This window comes from Janthinobacterium tructae (assembly GCF_006517255.1).
Lineage (GTDB): Bacteria > Pseudomonadota > Gammaproteobacteria > Burkholderiales > Burkholderiaceae_D > Janthinobacterium > Janthinobacterium tructae.
The window spans coordinates 1,854,454-1,878,931 of the sequence record NZ_CP041185.1 but is presented as its reverse complement, the minus strand read 5'-3'; the positions used below and the strand labels follow the sequence as shown (position 1 = coordinate 1,878,931).

Annotated in this window: 24 protein-coding genes; 13 read left to right on the top strand and 11 right to left on the bottom strand. The window is 62.9% G+C overall.

Annotated features, from left to right (window positions below; genetic code table 11):
• Positions 1-8: 8 nt before the first annotated feature.
• The 5 genes from mshL (at position 9) to FJQ89_RS08210 (ending at position 5,399) form a co-directional block, all read left to right on the top strand.
• Positions 9-1,790, top strand: a complete 1,782-nt coding sequence (gene mshL, locus FJQ89_RS08230; protein ID WP_141172689.1) for a pilus (MSHA type) biogenesis protein MshL — start codon at positions 9-11, stop codon at positions 1,788-1,790.
• Positions 1,791-2,696, top strand: a complete 906-nt coding sequence (locus FJQ89_RS08225; RefSeq protein ID WP_141169822.1) for an ExeA family protein — start codon at positions 1,791-1,793, stop codon at positions 2,694-2,696.
• A 17-nt stretch (positions 2,697-2,713) separates the two neighbouring features.
• Positions 2,714-3,787, top strand: coding sequence for a tetratricopeptide repeat protein (locus FJQ89_RS08220; protein WP_141169821.1), 1,074 nt, complete (start codon positions 2,714-2,716; stop codon positions 3,785-3,787).
• A gap of 26 nt (positions 3,788-3,813) precedes the next feature.
• Complete coding sequence (locus FJQ89_RS08215) at positions 3,814-4,716, top strand: alpha/beta hydrolase (protein WP_243136470.1); 903 nt, start codon at positions 3,814-3,816, stop codon at positions 4,714-4,716.
• Positions 4,717-4,940: 224 nt separating this feature from the next.
• A complete protein-coding gene (locus tag FJQ89_RS08210; RefSeq protein ID WP_168208403.1) occupies positions 4,941-5,399 on the top strand; it encodes a nuclear transport factor 2 family protein in 459 nt (152 codons plus the stop codon).
• A 50-nt stretch (positions 5,400-5,449) separates the two neighbouring features.
• Here the strand turns inward: FJQ89_RS08210 and FJQ89_RS08205 are convergent, their stop codons facing one another.
• The 3 genes from FJQ89_RS08205 to FJQ89_RS08195 form a co-directional block, all read right to left on the bottom strand.
• A complete protein-coding gene (locus FJQ89_RS08205) occupies positions 5,450-6,553 on the bottom strand; it encodes an HD-GYP domain-containing protein (RefSeq protein ID WP_141169818.1) in 1,104 nt (367 codons plus the stop codon).
• 47 nt (positions 6,554-6,600) lie between these two features.
• Complete coding sequence (locus FJQ89_RS08200) at positions 6,601-7,779, bottom strand: pyridoxal phosphate-dependent aminotransferase (RefSeq protein ID WP_141169817.1); 1,179 nt, start codon at positions 7,777-7,779, stop codon at positions 6,601-6,603.
• 83 nt (positions 7,780-7,862) lie between these two features.
• Positions 7,863-8,297 carry a putative toxin-antitoxin system toxin component, PIN family gene (locus FJQ89_RS08195; protein WP_141169816.1) on the bottom strand — a complete coding sequence of 145 codons (435 nt, stop codon included), beginning with the start codon at positions 8,295-8,297 and terminating at the stop codon, positions 7,863-7,865.
• A gap of 30 nt (positions 8,298-8,327) precedes the next feature.
• On the opposite strand from FJQ89_RS08195, the gene yaaA reads away from it, so the two are divergent.
• The gene (yaaA, locus tag FJQ89_RS08190; RefSeq protein WP_141169815.1) at positions 8,328-9,098 is read left to right on the top strand and encodes a peroxide stress protein YaaA; all 771 of its coding nucleotides are present in this window, start codon (positions 8,328-8,330) and stop codon (positions 9,096-9,098) included.
• 34 nt (positions 9,099-9,132) lie between these two features.
• Here yaaA and FJQ89_RS08185 read toward each other — a convergent pair whose 3' ends face one another.
• Positions 9,133-9,936: an outer membrane protein assembly factor BamD gene (locus FJQ89_RS08185; protein WP_141169814.1), complete on the bottom strand. Its 804-nt coding sequence runs from the start codon at positions 9,934-9,936 to the stop codon at positions 9,133-9,135.
• An 89-nt stretch (positions 9,937-10,025) separates the two neighbouring features.
• On the opposite strand from FJQ89_RS08185, the gene FJQ89_RS08180 reads away from it, so the two are divergent.
• Positions 10,026-11,051 (top strand): RluA family pseudouridine synthase, encoded by a 1,026-nt coding sequence (locus FJQ89_RS08180; protein WP_071076764.1) that lies wholly within the window; start codon positions 10,026-10,028, stop codon positions 11,049-11,051.
• Positions 11,051-11,836, top strand: coding sequence for a peptidoglycan editing factor PgeF (pgeF, locus tag FJQ89_RS08175; protein ID WP_141169813.1), 786 nt, complete (start codon positions 11,051-11,053; stop codon positions 11,834-11,836). The genes FJQ89_RS08180 and pgeF overlap by 1 nt, the downstream gene beginning before the upstream one ends.
• A gap of 16 nt (positions 11,837-11,852) precedes the next feature.
• Here the strand turns inward: pgeF and FJQ89_RS08170 are convergent, their stop codons facing one another.
• Positions 11,853-12,086, bottom strand: coding sequence for a hypothetical protein (locus FJQ89_RS08170; protein WP_243136469.1), 234 nt, complete (start codon positions 12,084-12,086; stop codon positions 11,853-11,855).
• 105 nt (positions 12,087-12,191) lie between these two features.
• On the opposite strand from FJQ89_RS08170, the gene phaC reads away from it, so the two are divergent.
• Positions 12,192-13,907 (top strand): class I poly(R)-hydroxyalkanoic acid synthase, encoded by a 1,716-nt coding sequence (gene phaC, locus FJQ89_RS08165; protein ID WP_141169812.1) that lies wholly within the window; start codon positions 12,192-12,194, stop codon positions 13,905-13,907.
• A gap of 225 nt (positions 13,908-14,132) precedes the next feature.
• Entirely contained in the window at positions 14,133-14,696 is a 564-nt protein-coding gene (gene phaR / locus FJQ89_RS08160; RefSeq protein WP_071076767.1) for a polyhydroxyalkanoate synthesis repressor PhaR, read from the top strand.
• Between the two features lie 91 nt (positions 14,697-14,787).
• Here phaR and FJQ89_RS08155 read toward each other — a convergent pair whose 3' ends face one another.
• Complete coding sequence (locus tag FJQ89_RS08155; RefSeq protein ID WP_141169811.1) at positions 14,788-16,383, bottom strand: hypothetical protein; 1,596 nt, start codon at positions 16,381-16,383, stop codon at positions 14,788-14,790.
• A gap of 310 nt (positions 16,384-16,693) precedes the next feature.
• Between FJQ89_RS08155 and rimO the strand changes: the two genes are divergently transcribed.
• Together rimO and FJQ89_RS08145 are read left to right on the top strand one after the other, a co-directional pair.
• A complete protein-coding gene (rimO, locus tag FJQ89_RS08150; protein WP_141172687.1) occupies positions 16,694-18,049 on the top strand; it encodes a 30S ribosomal protein S12 methylthiotransferase RimO in 1,356 nt (451 codons plus the stop codon).
• Between the two features lie 113 nt (positions 18,050-18,162).
• Positions 18,163-19,329 carry a cystathionine beta-lyase gene (locus FJQ89_RS08145; protein ID WP_141169810.1) on the top strand — a complete coding sequence of 389 codons (1,167 nt, stop codon included), beginning with the start codon at positions 18,163-18,165 and terminating at the stop codon, positions 19,327-19,329.
• Positions 19,330-19,365: 36 nt separating this feature from the next.
• On the opposite strand, the gene FJQ89_RS08140 is transcribed toward FJQ89_RS08145, so the two are convergent.
• Positions 19,366-19,728, bottom strand: a complete 363-nt coding sequence (locus FJQ89_RS08140) for a DUF4870 family protein (protein ID WP_099763407.1) — start codon at positions 19,726-19,728, stop codon at positions 19,366-19,368.
• 92 nt (positions 19,729-19,820) lie between these two features.
• Here FJQ89_RS08140 and FJQ89_RS08135 point away from each other — a divergent pair, with 92 nt between their 5' ends.
• Positions 19,821-21,686: a serine hydrolase domain-containing protein gene (locus tag FJQ89_RS08135; protein ID WP_168208401.1), complete on the top strand. Its 1,866-nt coding sequence runs from the start codon at positions 19,821-19,823 to the stop codon at positions 21,684-21,686.
• A gap of 4 nt (positions 21,687-21,690) precedes the next feature.
• On the opposite strand, the gene FJQ89_RS08130 is transcribed toward FJQ89_RS08135, so the two are convergent.
• The 4 genes from FJQ89_RS08130 to FJQ89_RS08115 are packed head-to-tail and all read right to left on the bottom strand — an operon-like array spanning position 21,691 to position 24,428.
• The gene (locus FJQ89_RS08130) at positions 21,691-21,948 is read right to left on the bottom strand and encodes a hypothetical protein (RefSeq protein ID WP_141169808.1); all 258 of its coding nucleotides are present in this window, start codon (positions 21,946-21,948) and stop codon (positions 21,691-21,693) included.
• On the bottom strand, positions 21,945-22,799 hold the full coding sequence (locus FJQ89_RS08125; protein WP_168208400.1) for an MbnB/TglH/ChrH family RiPP precursor modification enzyme: 855 nt from the start codon (positions 22,797-22,799) through the stop codon (positions 21,945-21,947). Before FJQ89_RS08125 ends, FJQ89_RS08130 begins: the two co-directional genes overlap by 4 nt.
• A complete protein-coding gene (locus FJQ89_RS08120) occupies positions 22,789-23,703 on the bottom strand; it encodes a TIGR04222 domain-containing membrane protein (RefSeq protein WP_141169806.1) in 915 nt (304 codons plus the stop codon). Before FJQ89_RS08120 ends, FJQ89_RS08125 begins: the two co-directional genes overlap by 11 nt.
• Positions 23,700-24,428 (bottom strand): nucleotidyltransferase domain-containing protein, encoded by a 729-nt coding sequence (locus FJQ89_RS08115; RefSeq protein ID WP_141169805.1) that lies wholly within the window; start codon positions 24,426-24,428, stop codon positions 23,700-23,702. The genes FJQ89_RS08120 and FJQ89_RS08115 overlap by 4 nt, the downstream gene beginning before the upstream one ends.
• Between the last annotated feature and the right edge of the window lie 50 nt (positions 24,429-24,478).

Sequence of the window (24,478 nt, the reverse complement as noted above, 5' to 3'; positions counted from 1 at the left end):
AGGCGGGAATGCGGAAGATATTTGAAATAAGCAAGCGGGCAAGCGTCCTGGGACTTGCTGCGGGTTTGTGCGCCTGCAACGTCGCGCCTGTGAAGCGCGACACCTACAATGCGATCAAGGAGCAGGTGGCAGGCGCAGTGGCCACCACCAGTCCGGCGGCGCAGTCGGCAGCGGTGGAAAACGCGCTGCTGCCGCCGGCGTCCGCGCTGGCCGCGCAGTTGCCCAAGGCGCGCGGCGTGCTGGACGAGCGTTTCAATGTCGCGTTCAACAACGTCCCGGCACGCCAGTTCTTTCACTCGCTGGTCAACGGCACGCGCTACAACATGCTCGTGCATCCGGATGTGCAGGGCAATATTTCCGCCAATCTGAAAGATGTGACGCTGTTCGAGGCGCTCGACGCCGTGCGCGAGATGTATGGCTATGATTACAAGGTCGATGGCACGCGCATTGCGATTCGGCCCCTCACCATGCAAACCCGTATGTTCCAGGTCAATTACCTGACGGGCAACCGCAAGGGCACGTCGAATTTGCGCGTCTCTTCGACATCGGTCGGCAATGCCGGCACCAGCAATAATCAGTCGGGGCAGTCTAGCCAGCAGAGCCCGCAGAACCAGACGCAACAGCCCGGCCAGCCCGGCAGCCAGGTGGTGCTCGATAGTTCCAATCTGAGTACCACGTCGGACAGCAATTTCTGGGCGGAATTGAAAGAATCGCTGGGCGCCATCATTGGCGGCACGGGCGACGGCCGCAAGGTGGTGATCAGCCCGCAGTCCGGTGTCGTCGTGGTGCGCGGCATGCCCGATGAATTGCGCGCCGTCGACCTGTACCTGAAGGCGACGCAGCTGTCGGTGGACCGCCAGGTGATCCTGGAAGCGAAGATCCTCGAAGTGGAATTGAACGATAATTTCCAGACCGGCATCAACTGGGCCTCATTTGCCTCCATCAAGAGCGGCCACACGAACCGCATCTCGACGGGCTTCATCCAGCCGGGCGGCACCCTGGCGCCGCTGCCGTTCAACGGCGGCCAGCCGCCGAACATGACGAATGGCAACGGCCTGACGGCCAGCAGCGGTTTTGGCTTGAGCTCGGCGGCCACGGCGGCCGGCTCGATGTTCGGCCTGGCCTTCCAGACCGCCAACTTTGCCGCCATGATTACCTTCCTGGAATCGCAAGGCGCCGTGCACGTGCTGTCGAGCCCGCGCATCGCCACCATGAACAACCAGAAGGCCGTGCTGAAGATAGGCACGGACGAATTCTTCGTCACCGGCGTGAGCACCACCGTGACGTCGACCGGCACCACGGGCGGCACCACCTCCAGCCCGAACGTCACCTTGCAGCCCTTCTTTTCCGGTGTGGTGCTGGACGTGACGCCGCAGATCGATGACCAGGGCAATATCATCCTGCACGTGCATCCGTCCGTCAGCCAGGTCACCACCGTCAGCAAGCAAATCGACCTGGGCAGTGCAGGTTCGCTGAAATTGCCGCTGGCCGCCTCCAGCACCTCGGAAATGGACAGCATGGTGCGCAGCCAGGATGGACGCATCGTCGCCATCGGCGGCCTGATGCGCCAGGCCACCACCTCGGACCGCTCGCAAGTGCCGGGCGCGGGCGACATTCCCGTGCTCGGTGCGCTGTTCCGCAACACCGGGCAAGTGATACAGAAGCGCGAACTGGTGGTGCTGATCAAGCCGACCATCGTCGAGGGCGCCAACAGCTGGAACGAGGACTTGCTCGATTCGGGCAAGCGCATCGAGGCGCTCGACCCACGGCGCCCATCGGAGCGGCGCTAAATGTACCAGGCCCATTTCGGCTTGCGCGAGGCGCCGTTCGGCCTCACGCCCGATACCAGTTTCTTCTTCAACGGCCCGCAGTCGCAAAAGGCGCTCAACACCTTGCTGGTGGCGGCGCGCAATGGCGAGGGCTTCATCAAGATCACTGGCGAAGTGGGTACCGGCAAAACCTTTTTGTGCCGCAAGTTCATGCAATCGCTGGGCCCGGATTTTGTCACCGCCTACATCCCGAATCCGAACTTGCCACCCCGTTCGCTGATCCTGGCGCTGGCGGACGACCTCGATGTGCTGCTGGAGAAAGATGCTGATCAGCATCAGCTGCTCAAGTCGCTCAACTTGCGTTTGCTTAACCTGGCGGCGCAGGGCAGGCGCGTGCTGCTGTGTCTGGATGAAGCGCAGGCGATTCCCGTCGACAGCCTGGAAGCCTTGCGCCTGCTGACGAACCTGGAAACGGAAAAGCGCAAGCTGTTGCAAATCGTGCTGTTCGGCCAGCCCGAGCTGGACGTCAAGCTGGCCCTGCCGGAAATCCGCCAGCTGACGCAGCGCATCACCTTTCATTATCACCTGGGTCCTTTGTCGCGCGACGACGTGGATTTTTATGTGGCGCACCGCCTGCGCGTGGCCGGTTTCGATGGCGCGCGCCTGTTCAGCCGTGGCAGCGTGAGCAAGCTGTACAAGGCTTCCGGCGGCATCCCGCGCCTGATCAATATCATGGCGCACAAGGCGCTGATGGTGGCGTACGGCGAAGGCCGGCAGCAGGTCAGCGGACGCCACGTGGCGCTGGCCGCCAGCGATACCCTGGCCAGCAAGCCGCGCCGCTACTGGCGACGGCCGTGGCCGTGGCTGGCTGGCGCCGGCGTGCTGGCCGCCGCCTGCGCCGTGAGCTGGACCTTATTGAACCGATGACGAAGATGAGCCTGTAGATGAGCCTGATTAACAAGATGTTGCAAGACCTCGATGCGCGCGGCACCCCCGATGGGCGCGGCGACGCGGCCGGCATCCGCTCCGTGCCCGAACGCGAGCGGGGCCAGGGCGTTTCGCGCGCGCTGGTCTTCGGCGGCGCGGCCGGCCTGACGGCGGCGGCCATCGCGCTGGGCTGGGTGTACTGGAAGCGCCCGCCCGTGCCGCCCGTGCTGGTCAGCGTGGCCGGCACGCCGGTGGCGGCACCACTACCCGTGCCTGCACCTGCTCCTGCGGCTGCGCCAGTCGCTGTGCCGGCGCCGGTCGCCACGGCGCCGGTGGCACCCGAGCCGATGTTGCAGGCCGGGGAGACGGTCGCGCCAGCCAAGGTACATGCTGCTGAAATGCGCCGCATCACGCAACAACCAGCCAGGCCTGCCGTGGCGCCCGTGGTGAAGACGCCAGCGCCCGCCGCCAGCGAACGCATCCTTGACGGCAAGCAAGTCACGCCGCAGCAGCGCGTGGAGAATGAGTACCGGCGCGCGCTGGGCCAGTTGCAGGATGGCCGCGTCTCGGAGGCGCTGGCCGGCTTGCAGCAGACCCTGCAGCTGGACCCGCGCCACCAGGGCGCGCGCGAAACCCTGGTGCGCCTGCTGCTCGAAGCGCAGCGCCCCGACGACGCGGCGCGCCAATTGCAGTTGAGTCTGGCATTGGATCCGAAACAGCCGGCGCAGGCGATGATGCTGGCCCGCTTGCAGCTGGATAAAGCCAACGGCGGCGCGGCGGCCCTCGATACCCTCATGCGCAGCCTGCCGCATGCTGCCGACAACGGCGACTATCGCGCCTTCCTGGCCGCCGTGCTGCAGCGCGAGCAGCGCTACCGCGAAGCGGCCGAGCAATATCAGCTGGCCCTGCAGACGGCGCCCGACAACAGCGTCTGGTGGATGGGCCTGGGGATAGCCTTGCAAGCCGACAACCACCCGGCCCAGGCGCGCCAGGCGTTCGAGCGTGCCAAGGGCTTGCAAACCCTGTCGCCCCAGCTGCAGGCGTTTGTCGAGCGCAAGCTGGTGCAGTTGACGACGGCTGCTGCAAAATAGCAATTACCTCAATGAAAGAAGCCAGTTTGAAGCCTCATAATTTCCTCCTGGCCCTTTGCTTTCTTGTTAATGGCGTCCATGCCGCACCCGCCAGCGCGCCCGCCAGCTACGTACTGGAAAATACGCAGGTGCGCGACATCCGCGCGCAAGCCCTGAAGCGCGACTATCAGCTGTATGTCGCCTTGCCCGATTCCTATCGACAGGGAAATAAGCGCTATCCGGTGCTGTTCGTCGTCGACGCCAATTACGCGTTCGCCATCGTGCGCAATATTGCGCAGCGCCTGAACAAGCATGCCGGGATGGAGGAGGTGGTAGTGGTCGGCCTGTCGTACGCCAATGGCGATGGCGGGGTGTACAGCCGCCGCCGCGACTACACGCCGACCACGCCGCGCAAGCACGATTACCGCTCGGACATGCCGGGACGGCAAGCGGCGTTCGGCGAAGCGAAGGCGTATGGCCAGTTCATCTCGGGCGAAGTGTTTCCGTTTATTGCGCAACAGTATCGCGTCAACATGCAGCGCAAGGTCTTCATCGGCCATTCCTACGGCAGCCTGCTGGGTCTGCAATTTCTGCTCACCGAACCGCGCACCTTCGAGCATTACATCCTTGGCAGTCCGTCGCTGTGGTACGACGCCGGCATCATGTTCGAGCGCGAGCAGGCGTATGCCGCCAGCCACAAGGACTTGCCCGCGTCCGTGTTCTTCGGCATCGGCGGCCTGGAAAAGCTGGCGGCGGGCAAGAAGCGTTCGCGTTCGGAGGAAGAGGCCGACATGCTGGCCGACTTGCGCGAGTTCGATGGGAAGTTGACATCGCGCAAGTACCCCGGCCTGAAAACGCGCTTGCGCGTGTTCGAGGACGAAGACCACGCGAGCGTGTTTCCGTTTGTGCTGACGCATGGCTTGCGGGCGTATTTGAAAGCATCGCAGTGAGCATCCCGATACCGCAATGGCGGGCGTGCAATCGAGGCGGCGCAATGGCGTTTCAATCCCCCAATTGAGCAGTTTGTCGCACTGGCATGTGCCAGGAAATGGCAATCGGATAGCATACAGTGGGCTTCCTCATGATGAGTTGGCCGCAAGCGAGTGTTCGATGCTGGCGCTGCCGCAGTCATCAACGGATGCTTCTCCATGACCTCGACCAGGATGAAATACGCATGAAATTGACCCTTTCACATCTTCTTTCTACCTGCCTGCTTGGCACCTTGGGCGCAATCGGTGGTGTGCAGGCGGCTCCTGCCGACGCCGAACTGCTGGCTTTGGTGCAGCGCCATGCGCAGGCGCAGAATAACTTTGATCAAGTTGCCTTGAAAGCCACCACGGCCGAGAATTATGTGGAAATATCGCCGGTCGGCGAGGTGGACGGGCGTGAAAAAATGGCCTCCTTCTATGCGCCGGAGCAGAAACGGCCGAGTCCTCAACTCCAGGTCGATGAGCCGGTGGTGCGTCTTTTTGGCGATACGGCGCTCATCTCGGCACGGCTGTCCTACCGCGCCAATCAGGACGCGGCTGCGCGTACCTTCGCCCTGCGCGCCGGTTATGTGGCTCGGCTTGTCGACAAGCAATGGTTACTGGTCAGTGCACAGTACACCGGCATCCGCCCACCGAAACCGTGAGCTGACATTTTTCCGGGTGCCGGGTCTGGCGCCCGGCGTTATCCAGGCAGCTACAGCCGCGCCTCATCGCCCCACACATTGCGCATGCTGAAATGCACGCCCGCATCGTCTTCATGCAGCGAGGAGACGATGGTGAACTGGCTGTCGCCCGTGTCGCGCGGCGTCATCTGCGCCAGCTGGGCGGCGGCCAGCGGCGCGCCCAGCGGGTCGCTGAGCGGATGCACGTGGGCGGCACCCCGCTGCGTCACCACGCCCAGTTCGCCGCTGCGTAGGCGCACCAGGGTGCCGGGTGGATATTTGCCCAGCAGCTTGACGAACTGTTCCCCCAGCAGCGGGTCGATGGTCACGCCCTGCTCGAGGAAGATGTGTTGCAGCGCCTGGTCTGGCACGATGGAGCGGCGGTAGTTGCGCGCCGAGACGCGCGCGCAATAGCGGTCGGCCAGGCCGATCAATTTCGCGTTTTGCAGGATTTCATCGGCCGTGCGCCCCTGCGGGTAGCCGCTGCCGTCGTCGTTTTCATGGTGCAAGAGCACGCAGCTGAGCCATTCCTCGTCATCGACGCCGGCGCAGCGCAGCAGTTCCGTGCTTTCCTGCGGGTGCAGACGCACGATGCGCATTTCTTCGTCATTCAGGGGGCCGTGCCGGTCCTGGAAGCTGTCGTGGTGGCGCAGCATGCCCACGTTCATCGTCAGCGCGGCGGCGCCGATCAGTAATAGTTCATCGTCGGACTTGTGCATGCTGCGCCCCACCAGCATGGCCAGCAGCGCCGTTTCGATGCAGTGGCGCACGGTGTAGGTAGCGGCGATCTGGTTGAGCAGGATGCTGGCCAGCGCGATGTCGGCATCATGTTCGAGCGCGCGCAGCAGGTCGCGCGCGATGTCGCGCACGTCGCGCTCGGCATTGCTTTCGCTGCGCAAGTCCAGCAGCAGGCGTTCCAGGCGTTGCGCCGTCTGATTGAGCAAGCGCAAGACGGACGGCTGCTCCGGCGTACCCGCGTACAGACCCAGTTGCAGCAAGCGGCCCAGCTGCGCGCCGTCCGTGATGATCTGCCCCTTGCGCAATTGCGGGCCGGCACTATGGTCAGCCAGAAACAGATCCCAAGGCAGGGGTTCGCCGGGAACCAGGTCGGCCGGGCCGATGCGACGCTGTACCATGCTGTCATCCTTTGCTCCGCCGTGGCGAAGCCATGCTCAGTGCTCGGTTATATGCTGCGCAGGCGCTCCAGCGCCAGGCGCAAGGTCTCGTCTTGCTTGGCAAAGCAGAAACGCACGATGCCCGATTCCTTGCCCTGCGCATAAAACGCGGAGACGGGGATGGCAGCGACCTTGATCTCGGCCGTCAGCCATTCGGCGAACTGCGCTTCGGTCTCTTGCGAAATGGCATCGTAGCGCACGCACTGGAAATACGTGCCGTCGGCCGGCAGCAGGGTAAAGCGGCTGCCCGCCAGACCGTCGCGGAACAGGTCGCGCTTGCGCTGGTAAAACGCGGGCAAGTCCAGGCAGGGCTGCGCGTCGGCCATATAGCTAGCGATGCCGTGTTGCATCGGCGTGTTGACGGTAAACACGTTGTACTGGTGCACCTTGCGAAATTCCGCCGTCAGGGCCGCAGGCGCCGCCACATAGCCCACTTTCCAGCCCGTCACGTGATATGTCTTGCCGAAGCTGGACACGATGAAGCTGCGCGCCGCCAGTTCCGGGTGGCGCGCTAGCGACTCATGGCGCACGCCATCGTAGACCATGTGCTCGTAGACTTCATCGGAGAGTATCAGGATTTGCGTGCCGCGCACGATGTCGGCCAGCGCGGCCACGTCGGCAGGGCGCAAGATGGTGCCCGTCGGATTATGCGGCGTATTGATGATGATCAAGCGCGTTTTTGCGCTGACGGCGGCGGCCAGCTTGTCCCACGGCACGCTGTAGCCGGATTCTCCCACTTGCATGGAGACCAGCACGGGCACGCCGCCGGCCAGCGCGATGGCCGGCAGATAGCTGTCGTACGCCGGTTCGATGACGATGACTTCGTCGCCCGGATGCACGCAGCATAAAATGGCTGTGGTGAGCGCCTGCGTGGCGCCGGCCGTGACGGTGATTTCCGTGCCGGCATCGTAGCTGTGGCCGTACAGGCTGGCGATCTTCGCGGCGATGGCCTCGCGCAAGGGGGCTGCGCCCGTCATCTGCGGGTACTGGTTGTGGCCGGCGCGCATGGCGTCGCTGACCAGGTCGACCAGGGCCGGGTCGCAATCGAAGTCGGGAAAGCCCTGGCCCAGGTTGACGGCGCCATGCTGGGCCGCCAGGCTGGACATGCGGGTAAACACGGTGGTGCCCACGAGAGGCAGGCGCGAGGTCAGGGTGGGAGTCGTGTAGGGCAGGGACGGGCTGTTCATGAACGGTAGGGTCGCGGTGCGGAAAGTGGAATCGTGTCCCATTCTAGCGCAGCGCGCCCCGTCGCGTGTGGGGCTTTGGCGGCTCAGCCCGGCAAAGCCCAGCCTTCCGGCAGCATGATCTTGAACATGCCGGCCTTGGCCGTCTTGCGGGCCAGTTTCAGCAGCGCCTTGTCCTTGGTGATGAGGATGTCGGCGCTGGCGTCGCGCGCCAGTTCGAGGAATTTCTGGTCGTCCTTGTCCGTACAGACGGGCAGGCGCACACCGGACACGGCTGGCGCCACGACGCTGATGTGGGCGTCGAAACGGGCGGCGGCGACAGCGCGGCTGGCTTCATCGAGCGGCAGATGTTTGTAATGCAACACGACCAGATATTCCGCGCGGCAATCTTCGCGCGTGATGGCGTGCACGGCGCCGCTTTCCATGGCCGCCAGCAGGCCCGCCCAGCGCGGGTCGTTGAAAACGAACAGGTCGAGGCAAACGTTGGTGTCGAGGACGAGTTTTTGTGGAGCAGGTATCATGTCGGCAATTCTATTCTGTAGTGATAATTTATGTTGATCGTGCTTTCGCCCGCCAAGAGTCTCGACCTGGAGACGCCGCCAACGACCACGTTGCACAGCACCCCCGATTTTCTCGACCATTCCGCCCAGCTGATAGAGCGCATGCGCCAGTTTTCGCCCGCCGAAGTGGGCAGCCTGATGGGTATTTCCGACGCCTTGTCGGCCCTCAACGTGGCCCGCTACGCGTCCTGGACCCCGCAGTTGACCGATGCGCACCAGGCCATCATGGCCTTCAATGGCGACGTGTACACGGGCTTCGGCGCGCGCAGCCTGCAGCCCGAGCAGCTCGACTATGCCCAGTCGCGCGTGCGCATTTTATCCGGGCTGTACGGCTTGCTGCGCCCGCTGGACCTGATCCACCCGCACCGCCTGGAAATGGGCACGCGGTTGTCGACCACGCGCGGCAAGGATTTGTATGCGTTCTGGGGCGATACCATCACCGATCGCCTGAACCGCACGGCGCAAGAGCAGGGCGCGAAAGTGCTGGTTAATCTGGCATCCGAAGAATATTTCAAATCCGTCAAGCCGCGCCAGCTGGACGTGCCCGTCATCGCGCCCGTGTTCGAGGACTGGAAGAACGGCAAATATAAAATCATCTCGTTCTATGCCAAGCGCGCGCGCGGCATGCTGGCCCGCTATGCGGCCGTCAACGCCATCCGCGATCCGCAGCAGCTGAAGCAGTTCGACGTCGATGGCTACGCGTATGTGCCCGAAGCGTCGAACGATAAAAGCTGGGTCTTCCGGCGCAAAGTAGCGGAATAAGTAAAAAACCGGAGCAAGCTCCGGTTTTTTCATTTTACTGCCAGAATTTCCACCACTTGCGTTCCTTGTTCACCCCTTCCGGGCTGAGGAATGCGGTGTTCGGGTAGTTCTTGGTCAACACGCGCAAGGTGTCGTCGCGCAGGTCAGTCAAGCCCAGCTTGTCATACGAGCGGTACATGATGAACAGCGCTTCTTCGATGGCGGGCGAAGCGGCAAAGTCGCTGACCGTCGTTTGTGCGCGGTTGGAAGCGGCCAGGTAGGCGCCGCGGCGGTAGTAATAACGCGCCACGTGCACTTCGTATTTCGCCATGGCATCGATCAGATAGTTCATGCGGGCCAGCGAATCGGGCGCATATTTACTATTTGGAAACTTGTCGACCAGTTGCTTGAAGGCCGCAAACGCTTCGCGCGTGGCTTTCGGGTCGCGTTCGGTCGGGTCTTGCTCGTACAGGAAGTTCAGGAAGCTGATCTGGTCGTTAAAGCTGATCAGGCCGCGCAAGTAGTACATATAGTCTACATTGGCGTGGTTCGGATGCAACTTGATGAAGCGTTCGACGGCAGCCAGTGCCTGCGCCTGGTCTCCCGCCTTATAATACGCGTAAGCGATCTCCATCTGCGCTTGCAGGGCATAGTTGCCGAAAGGATAGTTAGCCTCCAGCTTCTGGAACAGGCCGATTGCAGCTTCATAGTGCTGCCCGGCCATTTCTTCACGCGCCTCCGAGTATAATTTCGTAACGGACCAGTTTTTGGTCTCATCCACTTTTTCAGGCAACAAGCTGCAAGCGGACATGCCGAGCAGAACGACTGAAGCGACTACCAACGATAATTTTTTTTGCATGACGTTTTGCAAGAAGGTTTTAACCAAGATTTTACAATAGGCTGATTATAGCCGATGGGAATGCTGTGATATTAACTCCGAAGCCTAATTTGGCTGACTCCGCGTTTGACTCCCTTTCTGACCATGGCGCCGAAGATGCGTTTGACGGCGATTTTGCCGCCGACGACGCCTTCGAGATCATGGCCCCGATTACATTGGAACTGACGCCGGACGCCTGCGGCCACCGCCTCGATAAAGTCATCGCCCAGCTGGTGCCGCAATACTCGCGCAGCCGCTTGCAACTGTGGCTGGAAGCCGGTTTCGTGACCGTCGATGGAAAAGTTGCCAAACGCAACATGACCGCCTATGGCGACGAGAAGATCGTCATTCTGCCGCAAAGCGCGCCGGAAGACGAGGCTTTTAAGCCGGAAGCGATGGAATTGAACATCGTGCACGAAGATGAGCATATCATCGTGATCAACAAACCGGCCGGACTGGTCGTGCATCCGGGCCCCGGCAACTGGTCTGGCACCCTGCTCAACGGCTTGCTGCATCACTGCCCGCAACTGGCGGGCGTGCCGCGTGCCGGCATCGTGCACCGCCTGGACAAGGATACCAGCGGCTTGATGGTGGTAGGCAAGACCCTCGCTTCGCAAACGGACCTGGTGCGCCAGTTGCAGGCGCGTACCGTCAAGCGCGAGTATTTCGCGCTGGTGTGGGGCACGCCGAAAATGGCGGGCACCATCGATGCGTCCATCGCGCGCCACCCGCGCGACCGGGTCAAGATGGCTGTTTCGGAAAACTTTACCGCCAAGCCCGCCATCACGCACTATGAATTGATTGGCAGCGGCGAACTCGACCGCCGTCCCGTGAGCCTGATGCAATGCCGTCTGGAAACAGGCCGCACGCACCAGATTCGCGTGCACATGCAGCACCTGGGCTTTGCGCTGGTCGGCGACTCCGTGTACGGCAAGCAGCACCTGGTATCGGTCTTCTCGCGCCAGGCGCTGCAGGCGCGCCGCCTGGGCCTCGTGCATCCGGGCACCCTGGAAGCGTGCGAGTGGATCGTGCCGCTGGCCGATGATTTCGCGCAACTGATCGCCACCGCCGGCATTCCCGAGCCGGAACAGGTCTGATGACGTCGCCGTTGCCTTGCCTTACTCCCGATTGGCCCGGCCTGCCCGCGAACGTGGGCGCGCTGGCAACCGTGCGCGCGGGCGGCGTCAGCCAGGGGCCGTATGGTGACGGGCAGGGCGGCGGTGGCTTGAACCTGGGCACGCACGTGGGCGATGAACCCGCGCACGTGGCGGCCAACCGCGCGCGGCTGGCGGCCATGCTGCCATCCGCGCCGGCCTGGCTGTCGCAGGTGCATGGCGTGGCCGTGGCGGATGCGGCCAGCCTGGACGGTTGCGTGCCCGATGCCGACGCCAGCATCGCCACGCAGGCGGGTGCCGTGTGCGTGGTGATGACGGCCGATTGCCTGCCCGTGCTGTTCTGCTCGACCGATGGCCTGGTCGTCGGCGCGGCCCATGCGGGCTGGCGCGGCCTGGCCAGCGGCGTCTTGCAGCGCACGGTGGCAAGCATGCGGGCGCAGGGCGCGGGGGAAATCCTCGCCTGGCTGGGGCCAGCCATTGGCCCGCAGCAATTCGAAGTGGGGCAGGATGTGTTGCAAGCGTTTCGCGACGGCGCGCGCGACGATGCCGAGCGGCTAGTGTTATCGAATGCATTCACCGCCATCGCAGGCAAGCCGGGCAAGTACCTGGCCGATATCTATGCGCTGGCGCGCACCATGCTGTTGCGCGATGGCGTGGCGCAAGTGGCGGGAGGCGACTACTGCACCGTCAGCGATGCGGCGCAGTTTTACTCGTACCGGCGCGATGGCGTCACGGGAAGACAGGCCAGCTTGATCTGGCGCAAATAATCTGCGCGGCAGACACTTATGTGTCTGCCGTTTTTGTTTTATCGTCTGCTGAGGCGAGCGTGCGCGCCTTCAGTTCAGCGACGCGCTCAGCCTTGCGTTTGCGTCGCCGCGAGCCCGTCAGATAGAATAGGATGGACAGCGGGATGACGCAGTACAGCACGAAGGTCATCACCCCGGCGACGATGGACGGTTCCGTCAGCGCCATGAGGCCGACGACATAGATCCAGGCAACAGCGGTCATGAGCATCATGAGTATTGGCAGTGAGTAAGAGTTTGCATGCAGGTGGCCCGGAAGTAGTTATTTATTAATTCTTGAATGGACTTACATACATCTATGAATATGCCCGATCCTCAAATGATGACCAAGGAATGGATGGCGCAGATCAGCAATCCTGAGCAGTGGAAGACGTGGTTCAACATGGTACCGCAGCCCCAGGGCAATCCGATTGCCGGCATTTTGCAGGATGCGGGCGCCAGCATCAAGCCGGAAGCGATCGAGCAACTGAAAAATGCCTATGTGGCCAAGCTGACGGGCTTGTGGGCTGACTTTATGGCCGGCAAGGCGCCGGAGCTGAAAGACCGCCGCTTCGCCGCGCCCGCCTGGCACGCCAGCCCCCTGTCGGCCTTCAATGCGGCCGCCTACCTGCTGAACGCGGAGTTTCTCAGCGCCATGGCCGACGCCGTGGAAGCGACGCCGCACCAGAAGCAAAAGATTGCGTTTGCGGTGCAGCAAATCGTCGACGCCATGTCGCCCGCCAATTTTCTTGCCACCAACCCCGACGCCCAGCAAACCCTGATCGAGACCAAGGGCGAGAGCCTGGCCAAGGGCTTGAGCAATATGCTGACCGACATGCAGAAGGGCCGCATCTCGCAGTCCGATGAGTCGGCCTTCGAAGTGGGCCGCAACGTGGCCACCACGCCGGGCACGGTAGTGTTTGAAAATGCCCTGTTCCAGCTGATCCAGTACACGCCGACGACGGCCACGGTACACCAGCGGCCGCTGCTGATGGTGCCGCCGTGCATCAATAAATTCTATATCCTTGACTTGCAGCCGGAAAACTCGCTCGTGCGCTATGCGGTAGAGCAGGGCAATACCGTGTTTTTGATGTCCTGGCGCAATCCGGACCTGAGCATGCAGCACCTGACGTGGGACGATTACGTCGAGCAAGGCGTGATCGAAGCCATCCAGGTCACGCAGGACATTTCCGGCCAGGACAAGCTCAATATGTTCGGCTTTTGCGTGGGCGGCACCATCGTCTCGACGGCGCTGGCCGTGCTCAAGGCGCGCGGTGAAAATCCGGCCGCCAGCCTGACCCTGCTGACCACCTTCCTCGACTTCTGCGACACGGGCGCGCTCGACGTCTTCATCGACGAACCGCAAGTGGCGCTGCGCGAGCAGAGTCTGGCCAAGGGCGGCCTGATGTCGGGCCGCGACCTGGGCAGCACGTTCTCCAGCCTGCGGCCGAACGACCTGGTATGGAACTACGTGCAGTCGAATTACCTGAAGGGCAAGGAACCGCCCGCGTTCGACTTGCTGTACTGGAATGGCGACGGCACGGGCTTGCCGGGCCCCATGTTTTGCTGGTATCTGCGCAATACTTACCTGGAAAACAGCCTGAAAGTGCCGGGCAAGCTGACGGTGGCGGGAGAGCAGGTCGACCTGAGCAGCATCGACGCGCCCGCTTTCATCTATGGCTCGCGCGAAGACCATATCGTGCCCTGGGGCGCTGCCTATGCCAGCACGGCCTTGCTGAATCCCAAGAAGCCGAAAGCCAACCGTTTTATCCTCGGTGCCTCTGGCCATATCGCCGGCGTGATCAATCCGGCCTCGAAGAAAAAGCGCAGTTACTGGAGCAATGACCAGCCCCGCACGGCGAAAGCCAAGCCCTTGACTGCCGAGCAATGGATGGTAGGCGCGACCGAGCACGCTGGCAGCTGGTGGCCCGAATGGGCGGCCTTCCTGGCCGAACACGGCGGCGCGCAGGTGAGGGCGCCCGGCAAGCCGGGCAACAAGCGGCACGCGGCAATCGAGCCGGCGCCGGGGCGGTATGTTAAAGTCAGGGCGGATTAGTTTATAAAAGCTTCTTGCCTGACAAGGCCGGCGTAATCATCGGTCTTGTCAGGAATCTACTTTTAGTTGCGTTGCAATAAATGCGGGAATCTACTACCCTGATGTGTGACGGAGCCGTTTTCCACTCTATAATGGAAAAAGTAGGCAGGTGCGAAAGCGGACCCACGTTCGCTTTTTTTTCGGATTAACTCAGTACGCGCTGCGGCGCAATAAGTGGAACTTGTGATGAGTAGTGCAAAAAAAAGTATAGACCGCCTGATTAAAAAATATCCCAACCGCCGTCTGTACGACACGCAAACCAGTTCCTACATCACCTTGACGGACGTCAAGCAGTTGGTGTTGGACAATGAGGTGTTTACGGTCGTCGATGCCAAATCCAGTGAAGATTTGACGCGCAGCATCTTGCTGCAAATCATTTTGGAAGAGGAAGCGAACGGCGCGCCCATGTTCTCGAGCAGCGTGTTGTCGCAGATCATCCGCTACTACGGCCATGCCATGCAGGGCATGATGGGATCCTACCTGGAAAAGAACGTGCAAGCGTTCACCGATATCCAGCACAAATTCACGGGCACGTCGGCCGGCAGTTTCGAAGGCAAGCCATTCAGCCCGGAAATGTGGACCCAGTTCATGAACGTCCAGGGCCCGATGATGCAAGGCATGATGAACAACTACATCGACCAGAGCAAGAGCCTGTTCGTGCAGATGCAGGAACAGATGCAGAGCCAGAGCAAGAATCTGTTCGGAACGTTCCCGTTCGTACCGCCGGTCCCACCGACCGACAAAAAGTAAGCCGCAGCCAATGCGGGCCACACAACGGCACAGGATCTCCTGTGCCGTTGTGCTTTGCGGGCGTCATGCCGCCGGCTGCCGATGCTGCATGTTATTGCTTCCGTTGTTGCAGCGTGGAGAGCAGGTCCTGGCTTGAATGCTCGAGCTTCCATGTCCTGGCATTGTCCATGGAGCTGTAAATGCTGACGTTACCCTTGAAATCTTCCTGGATATTGAGCGCCAGGCCGGACGGGAATATCAACGGGGCGTTGCGCAGACTGTATGGGACATATGGCCCCCAGGTCTTGCCTTCGTCGCTGCTGACCAGCAGGGCGCCCTCGTTATACATGCCAGCCTCCATAAGCAAGCGGCCGTCATTGAGCGGCGCCACGGGCGACATCAGGACTTTGAACGGCGAAACGATAGTCGTCCAGTTCTGGCCGCGATCCCGTGAAACATAGGCGTCGGGAAAGCGTCCTCCCAGACCAGCCGCTACCAGAACGCTTTGCGTGCCATTGGCTTGATGGATAAACTGCGTCAAGCTTTTCTTGTGCGGACTAAAGCGCTCGGTCAACTTGCCCGTGCGGTAGTCGAGTTCGCCGATCAAGCCGCTTTCCAGCGCATAGCCGATCCGCTCCGCGTCTTGCCACGTCCACAATAAGCCCGGGCCATGCAGCCACGATCCGGGCAAGGTGGAATGGTACACGGATCGCCAGTCGCCGGCGTCCAGTTGATTCGCACGGAAAATGTTCAATTCACCTCCCTTGTGATGCATCACGTACCAGCCATCCTTGGGGTTGCCGCCGATGCGCAGCAGGTTGCCGGGCGGCAGGTTGCCTGTATCGACAGGAAGCAGTTCGTCGCTGTCACGCGCCTTGCGTAGCAGGGAGCCCGATTCGCCTACCGCGATCAACTCGGCATTGTGCAGGTCTACGGGAAAGACGCAAGACAGCGACTCCACCGAGGGCGCATTGATGATCTTCCATTTACCTTGTGTCGAGCGCAGCAGGACGGCGCCCATGCGGCTGGCGGCAGCTACCCGGCCATCGGGCATTTCGGTGGCGCACTCGGCCCCGGCCGGGTGGGCGCGGGCAAATTGCTCGACATCGTCCTGCGCGTGGTGTGGGGTGCTCCAGCCTGGGCTGGCAGCAGCGCCGAATAACTTGCTGTAGTCGGGGGCAAAGCGCTGGAGCAATTGCGCATTGGATACCACCTGCGCGCTGCGACCGTATTGCACGCCGAAATCGCCGCGTGTCACAATCAGCCGACCCAGATCCGCCGATTTTCCCGCTTCGATGTTGAAGCTTCCTACGATGCTTGAGTACACATGCAAGAGCTTGTTGGCCCGCGTGTCGATCAGTTCGACAAACTCATACTCGCCAGGCGGTAGTGCGCCAATGAACAGGGAAGTATCGCCTGCCATCGCGCTCTCGACCTTTTTCATCACCAGATTTGCGGAAACCAGCTTGAAATCACTGCGCTGCTCCCCCGCCACCACACGGCGTAACTTGATCATATTGAAACCGTAAATATCTTTGGTATTCGACGTGATGCTGACTACCACCGGGGTTCCTCCCGATTGTGCACTCGTTTTCAGTGGGTCAACCACCGACGTGTTGACGACGCAGCCGCTCAGTAGCAATACAGTCAAGCCGCAAGCCGCGACAGCCCGGTGCCGCGCTTTCAATTTGGAAAAGGACAAAGACATGGATTCATTTAGTTTTTTAAAAAACAAAATTATATGTCATGCCATTAATTTCCTTAAGGCATTATTTTGACTTTCTTGATACCTGGAATGTGTGGCCGGGCCTTGTTCCGGCCCCCGCCACGATGGCAGCGGCCGGAACAAAGCTGGGGTGGTAACGTTGCAGATGCGCCAGCAAAAGGAACTGTCGCTGACAGCAAGGGGCGGCTCGGGGTACAATAGCCGATTCGCCTCACCATTTTACTAGCTGCCAACTATGTCTGAAATTCACCGTATTCCCGTTCCTTCCGCCCAGCCCGAGGCCATGCTGGCCATGCCAGGTGCGGCGCCGAAAGTGGGCTTTGTCTCGCTCGGCTGCCCGAAAGCGCTGGTCGACTCCGAACAAATCCTGACCCAACTGCGCGCCGAAGGCTACGAAACGGCGAAATCCTACGCTGGCGCCGATCTGGTGATCGTCAATACCTGCGGTTTTATCGACGCTGCCGTGCAAGAGTCGCTCGACGCCATCGGCGAAGCGCTGGCTGAAAACGGCAAAGTCATCGTGACCGGCTGCCTGGGCGCCAAGAAAGATGCTGCCGGCGACGACATCATCATGAAGGTGCACCCGAAAGTGCTGGCCGTTACCGGTCCGCACGCGCTGTCCGAAGTGATGGATTCCGTCCATTTTCACCTGCCGAAGCCGCACGCGCCCTTCCTCGACCTGGTGCCGCCGCAAGGCATCAAGCTGACGCCGAAGCATTATGCCTACCTGAAAATTTCCGAAGGCTGTAACCACCGTTGCAGTTTCTGCATCATCCCATCGATGCGCGGCGACCTGGTCTCGCGCCCGATCGGCGAACTGATGATTGAAGCGGAAAACCTGTTCAAGGCCGGCGTCAAGGAATTGCTGGTCATTTCGCAAGATACCTCGGCGTATGGCGTGGATGTGAAATTCCGTTCCGGCTTCTGGAATGGCCGTCCCGTGAAAACGCACATGACGCAGCTGACGGAAGCGCTGGGCGAACTGGCCAAGACCTACGGCGCCTGGGTGCGCTTGCACTACGTGTATCCGTACCCGCACGTGGACCAGATCATCCCGATGATGAGCGGCGGCCACATCCTGCCATACCTCGACATTCCGATGCAGCACGCGCATCCGGACGTGCTCAAACGCATGAAGCGCCCGGCCAGCGGCGAGAAAAACCTCGACCGCATCCAGGCCTGGCGCGCCATCAACCCGGATCTGACGATACGCTCGACCTTCATCGCCGGTTTCCCGGGCGAAACGGAAGCGGAATTCGAGTACTTGCTGGACTTCCTCAAGGAAGCGCAGATCGACCGTCTGGGCTGCTTCGCCTATTCGCCCGTCGAAGGCGCGACGGCCAATGCGATCGAAAATCCCGTGCCGGAAGAGCTGCGCGAAGAGCGCCGTGGCCGCGTGATGCTGCTGCAGGAAGAAATTTCCAAGAAACGCCTGCAAGCCAAGGTCGGCAAGACCGTGCGCGTGCTGATCGATGAAGTCACCCGCTCCGGCGGCGTGGGCCGCTCGTCCGCCGACGCGCCGGAAATCGATGGCGTCGTGTACGTAAAACCGCCGTTCGAGCCGCACCGCAAGCTGGCCGTCGGCCAGTTCGTTGACGTAAAAATTACTTCAGCGGACGCGCACGACCTGTGGGGCGCCGCAGAATAAGAATTTTTCGCAGGTGTAACACTCTGTCATACGTACGGCAGGCAAGGGCATAAGCCCTTACAATCAAGGCGGACCAGCAATTGCTGGCCCGCCTTTTTTTTGCCGACAACGCCATGACCACACCAAAATCTCCGCAAACCGCGCTGATCCACAGCGATTACCAGGCGCCGCAAGGCTTTGCCGCCTTTCCCAACGCCATCCATCACGCATCGACCGTGTTGTTCAAGGACGTGGCGGCCATGCGTTCGGGCGACTGGAAAGAGAAGAATGCCTATACCTACGGCTTGCACGGCACTCCCACCACGTTCACGCTGGAAGCGCGGCTGGCCGAGATCGAAGGGGGCAAGTACTGCCTGCTGGCGCCGTCGGGCCTGGCGGCCATCGCCATGGCGGATTTTGCGCTGCTGAAAACGGGCGATGACGTTTTATTGCCGGAAAACATCTACAACCCGAACCGTGAACTGGGACGCTGGCTGGCGCAGGATTTCGGCATCACGGCCCGCTATTACGACCCGCTGATCGGCGCCGGCATCGCCGCCCTGATCCAGGAGAATACCAAGCTGATCTGGACTGAAGCGCCGGGTTCCGTGAGCATGGAAGTGCCGGACTTGCCCGCCATCTGCGCGGCCGCGCACGCGCGCGGCGTGCTGGTGGCTCTGGACAACACCTGGTCGGCCGGCCTGGCCCTGCGCGGCTTCGACCTGGGCGTGGACATCATCATGCAGGCGCTGACGAAATACCAGTCGGGCGGCTCGGACGTGCTGATGGGCGCCCTGATCACGCGGGACAGGGCGCTGCACGAGCGCCTGGCGCTGGCGCATATGCGCCTTGGCATGGGCGTGGGCGCCGATGACGCCTACTTGGTGCTGCGCGGCTTGCCCACCATGAAGCTGCGCTTCGACGCGCACGATGCGGGCGCGCGCACGGTGGCCGCCTGGCTCAAGGCAAGAAGCGAGATCGCCACCGTGCTGCATCCGGCTTTCGCCGATTGCCCCGGTCACGCCATCTGGCAGCGCGATTTCACGGGCGCGGGCGGCTTGTTTTCCGTGCTGTTCGATGCCCGCTACACGGAGCAGCAGACGGACCGTTTCGTCGATGCCTTGCAATTGTTCAAGATAGGCTACAGCTGGGGCGGCGCGAACAGCCTGGTGATGCCGTACCGCATCGCCGCCATGCGCAAGGGCTGGCAGTTGCCGGGCCAGCTGGTGCGTCTGAACGTGGGGCTGGAAGATCCGCAGGACTTGATCGCCGATATCGAACGGGCGTTCGCGGCGATGTAGGCAGCGGCAAGCCGTTGGCTTGCCGCGAAGCACTTTTTACATGGGGACGGGGGTGTTGTTGTTCAGGTCGAGGAAGCCGCGCAGCAAGCGGTAGGCTTTCCACAGCCAGGCCACGCCCCACACGACGAACGCCAGCGGAATGCCGATGATGGTAATCCACAGCACGGCGCCGACGACGATCCAGGCCACATACCACCAGAAGGAACGGATCATCCAGCTGTGATGGCTGTACACGAAGGTCCCGGCCGCCTCGTCCCGCTTCACATAATTGATGATGAGCGGAATGAAGGAAAACGCGCCCAGCGAAAACACAAAGCTGGCGCCATGTATCAGGTACAACCACCAGGCCAGGTTCTTGGTCTGCCGGAGTGGGGTATCTAAAATAATATCTTGTGACATGCAGGCTCCTGCTTGATTGTTTGTTCAGGTTTTTATTGTAACAAGCTCTGTTGAACGGGAGCGCAATCCATGGAAAAAGGCGGAACACATTGTTGAAAGCAGATTCACATCCCACCTTGGCCGCGCGCGCCAGGTCATGGCTGCGGCACGCCGTGCCGGCCTTGTTGCTGTGCGCCACGGCGGCCCATGCCGCCGGCCCCACCCTGGAGGCGGAGTTTGCCGCTGGCTTGAAGGAAGAGGGCCTGGCGGGCGCCGTCTGGAGCGAAGTCTTGCCCGATGGCACAGTCAAAGTCGGCGCGTCGGGCCAGCGCGATGCCGCCAAGCACCTACCCATGCAGGCCGACACGCGCGTGCAAGTGGGCTCCGTGGGCAAGGTGGCGCTGGCGCTGGGCGTCTTGCGTCTGGTCAGCGAAGACCGGCTCACGCTCGACACGCCCGTGCAGCAGGTGCTGCCGGCACTGGCGCTGAACAACCCGTGGCAGGCCAGCGACCCCGTGCGCATCCGCCACCTGCTGGCGCATACGTCCGGCCTCGATAACGTGCGCTTCTGGCAGGCGTTCAGCCTGAATCCGGCGCCGCAGACGCCGCTGGCCGCCGCCTTTGATGGCGGCCGCAGCCTGCTGCGCGTGCGCGCGCGGCCCGGCAGCCGCTATGCGTATTCGAACATGGGCTATGGCTTGCTGGGCATGGTGATCGAGAAGGTCACGGGCCAGCCCTATGAACGCTACCTCGATGCGCAGCTGCTGCAGCCGCTGGGCATGGCGGACAGCACGTTTACTTTCGTCACGCAGACGGGCGCGCAGGCTGATCCGCGCCTGGCCATGGGCCACTTCGAGCATGGTGCGGCGCAAGCGGCCGTGCCGCAGTACCTGCGTCCGGCCGCGCAATTTACCACCACGGCGGCCGACATGGGCAAGCTGGCGCAGTTCCTGATGGGCGACGGCAAGCTGCAGGGCAAGCGCTTCATCGACCCGGCGCTGATGGGCGCCTTGTCCGAGCCGGCCGGCACGGATGCGGCGCAGGCGGGCCTGGCAACGGGGCACGGCCTGGCCCTTGCCGTGCGCGACCGCCACAACGTGGTCGGCGCCTGCCACCCTGGTACGGCCGTGGGTTTTCGCGCCATGCTGTGCATCTATCCGGAGCAGGACAGCGCCTTCTTCGTCGCCTTCAATACGGATGCGGAAGCAGCCGACTATGAACGCTTCAACCGCCTGCTGCTGCGTGACCTGGAACTGCCGCTGCGCGCGCCAGCGCCGCAGGGCACGCCCGCGCCCACGGTGGAAAACTGGCAGGGCGTGTATGTGCCGTCACCCAGCCCCATGGCCAGCATGGCCTGGGTCGATGCCGTCTTCGGCTTTACGCGCCTGAAATGGGATGGCGAGTCGCTGTTCCTGATCCCGTTCCAGGGCGAGCCGAAGGAACTGGAACCGGTGGGCGGCCTGCTGTTCCGCGCCAGCGACCGCAGCACGCCGTCGCACGTGCTGCTGCAAGACGATGGCAAGCATATCCTCAGCGACGGCTTGCGCAGCTATGAGCGGGTGTCGATACTGCGCATGCTGGTCTTGTGGGGCAGCCTGGCGCTGGGCATGGCGGGCTTGCTGTATGTGCTGGTGGTGGCTGTCTGGCGCGCCGCGCTGCACCGCCTGGGGCGGGGCGACCATCTGTTCGCGCCCCTGCTGTCGCTGCTGTCGCTGCTCTTGCCCCTGCCGTTGTTGTATTTTCAGTCTTACCTGCGCCTGGGCGACGTCAGCGTGGCCAGCGTGCTGCTGGCGCTGGTCACGGGCGCGTTGCCGCTGGCCATGGCGTTCGGCCTGGCGCGCTGCTGGCGCAGCCGTGGCACGGCTGCCGAGGCGGGCTCGTGGGCGAAATGGGATTGGGTCGCCTTGCTGGCGGCCTTGCAACTGCTGCTGGTGCTGGCCTGGTGGGGCTTGCTGCCGTTGCGGCTGTGGCAGCTGTAGGCTGTCAGGTCCAGGCAGCCAGCAGCCGGCGCCACCAGCGCTGCGCTGGCTTCGCCCTGCCACCGTGCGCGGCGCGCTTGGCGCGATAGCTGGCCGCCGCCATCTGCAGGCCGACGCGATCCATCGCCGCCATCGCCTCCGCTTCCTGCTGCGACAAGCCATGCAGCAAGGCTTGCGCCCGGGGTTCGAGCAGGAAGGCGGCACGCAGGGCGTCGTCCGTGTACAGCCTTGCCAGATAGGTTTCCAGTGCGGGAGAACTCATGCGTCTCGCCCCGCGCGCAAGGCCGCGCGCGCCAGCTCCAGCTGGCCCAGCACATGCTCGAACGACGGGTAATTGCCGTCGCGTTCGACGATCACCGTCAGGGGCTGCGGCGCATGGCGCGCCAGCTGGGTCAGTAAAGCGAAGACGGCGGGCGGCACGTCGTGCAGATGGTCGTCCAGCAAGCGCTGGCCGCCGCCCGGCGCGGCTATCCAGTGGCCGCCACTCAGGTGCACGGCGCCGACCCTGTCCAGGGGCAGGCGCAGCAGCAATTGCTCCGGCGCTGCCCCAAAATTGACGGCATTCGCATACAGGTTGTGCAGGTCCAGCAGCAGCGGCACGTGCGCGCCGTGGAGAATCTGCGCCAGCCACTCGGCTTCGTCCAGGGTGCTGGCCGGCGGGTCGATCAAAGTGGCGATGTTTTCCATCAGCGGCGCGCTGCCGACGATGCGCGTGGCCAGCGCGATATTGGCGATCGCGCCGGCGGCGCTGAGCGGCGTGCGCGGTGGCGCCGCCAGGTGGCCGATTTCCACGCCGCCGGCGCGCACGAAACTCATATGCTCTGACCACGACTCCGCCTGTACCGTCTTCATCAGGCGCGCCATCGCATGCAGGCGGCGCGGGTCGGCGGGAATCGTCGAGGCCAGCCCCATGCCCACGCCGTGCAGGCTCACCGGCACCTGGCGCGCCAGGCTGCACAGGGCGGCGATGTCGGCGCGCGGGGCGTGGTAATAGTCGTCGGCGATCACTTCCAGCACGTCAATCCGCGCCAGGTTGGACAGGATGCCGGTAGCCAGTTCGCCGCGCCAGCCCAGGCCGACGCGGTCGCGCACGGTTTCCTGGCTAACTGCCACAGCCGCCGCCACCGCCGCAACCGCCACAGCCGCTGCCGCCGCCATCGCCGCCGCCATCACCGCCGCCCGATGACGAGTCGCCCGTGCCACCGGACGAGGAGTCGCTGCTGTGCCGGGGCACCGGGTACAGCTCGCCAACATATGCGTACACGGACAGGGGCAGGGCGCCGAGGCCGAAGATGGCGGCCAGCAGGGCCATGTCGGCGCTGCTGCTGCCCGCCTGCAGGCGCGCTGCGCGCTGGTTCAGCCGGCCAAACAGCATGCGCAGGTCGGTCAGCAGCCGCTGCGCGCTCCAGCTGCTCGCCTGGGTGCGCAAGCCGCGCAGCATGAGCAGGAAGATCGCCAGCAGCAGCGCCAGGAACAGCAAGTTGTAGTGCTGGCGGCTGATGGCGATGACGGCCTTGACGGCGGCCACCGTCAGCAGCAAATAGTGCGCGGGCCAGGTGATGCGTTCGCGCCGGCGCAGCAGCGGCGGGCCGACCAGTAATTCCTGCTGGGTCAAGGAGTCCTGGTAGGCGCGGCACGATGGCAGCATGTCGGCCTGCGCGGCCAGTTCCTTGCTGTGGCCCTGGCGGCCCAGGTACAGCCGCAGCACGTCGCGTTCGATGTCATGGCTGGCGAAGCGCAGACTGTCGGCGCTGGCCGTTTCCAGCAGCGGGCCATCGGCGCGCAGCAAGCCGCGGTCGACCAGCACGATGGCGGCGATCTTCACGGCTTCGAGCGCGCCGCCGCGCAGGAAGGCGATGCGGTACGGGTCATCGGCGAGTGACAGCTGGGCATGTGGATTGCGCAATTCCTGGCGGATCAGCAGCTCGCGCGCGAGGTAGTACACGAGCAGGCCGAAGATCAGGTAGGCCAGCAGGAACCAGGGACCGCTCCAGTCGAACGGATTGACGCCGTTCACTGCATCTGCTCCGCGTGTTCGCGCAGGCGTTCGGTAATGGCCATCAGGCTGGTGAAGGCGGGCATGGCCTGCCCCGGCGCCAGGCGAGCCGTTTCGCGCGCCGTCGACATGGCTTGCAGGGCCGCGTGCAGGGCCGGTTCGCCCAGCTGCTCGACAAACGCTTCGAGCGCCTGCTTGCCGGACTGCGCGGGCTTGCCCTCCAGCTGCGCCAGCGAGGCCGCGGCCGCACGCAGGGGAGCGGCCGCGTCGGCGATGGCGCCGGCCAGCTGTTCTTCATTCAGGCTCAATAGCATGTACCGTTCGCGCATGCGCACCTGCTGGTTCAGCAGCACTTGCCGCAGCCGGCGCAGCATGGCGTCGCGGCTGGTGTGCAGGCTGGCGAAAGGATCATTGCCCAGCAGTACTCGATGGCGCGCGATGATGTCGGCGAACTTGACGGCGAAGGCGTCGGCGGCCTGCGTCAATTCGCGCTCGAGCAGGAACATGACCTGCAAATCGATGGCGGCGTGCGCCAGGCGCAAGGACCCGCGCAGCGCATCTGCCGTCTGCGGCGTAAAGCGCTTGAGCAGCAACAGCAGGTTGACGTCGGAGGTGGCACGTACCTGCCCATCGGCGGCCGAGCCGAACAGCACGGCGGCGGCAAGGTCATCCCCGAAGGCCGTTTGCGCAGCGGCGACAAACAAGTCCAGGTGGCGTTGTATCTCTTCTGGCAGCGGTGGCGGCATGCGGTGTTCTTTCACGATGGGCAAGCTTGGTAGTCACAAGTTTGCAATAT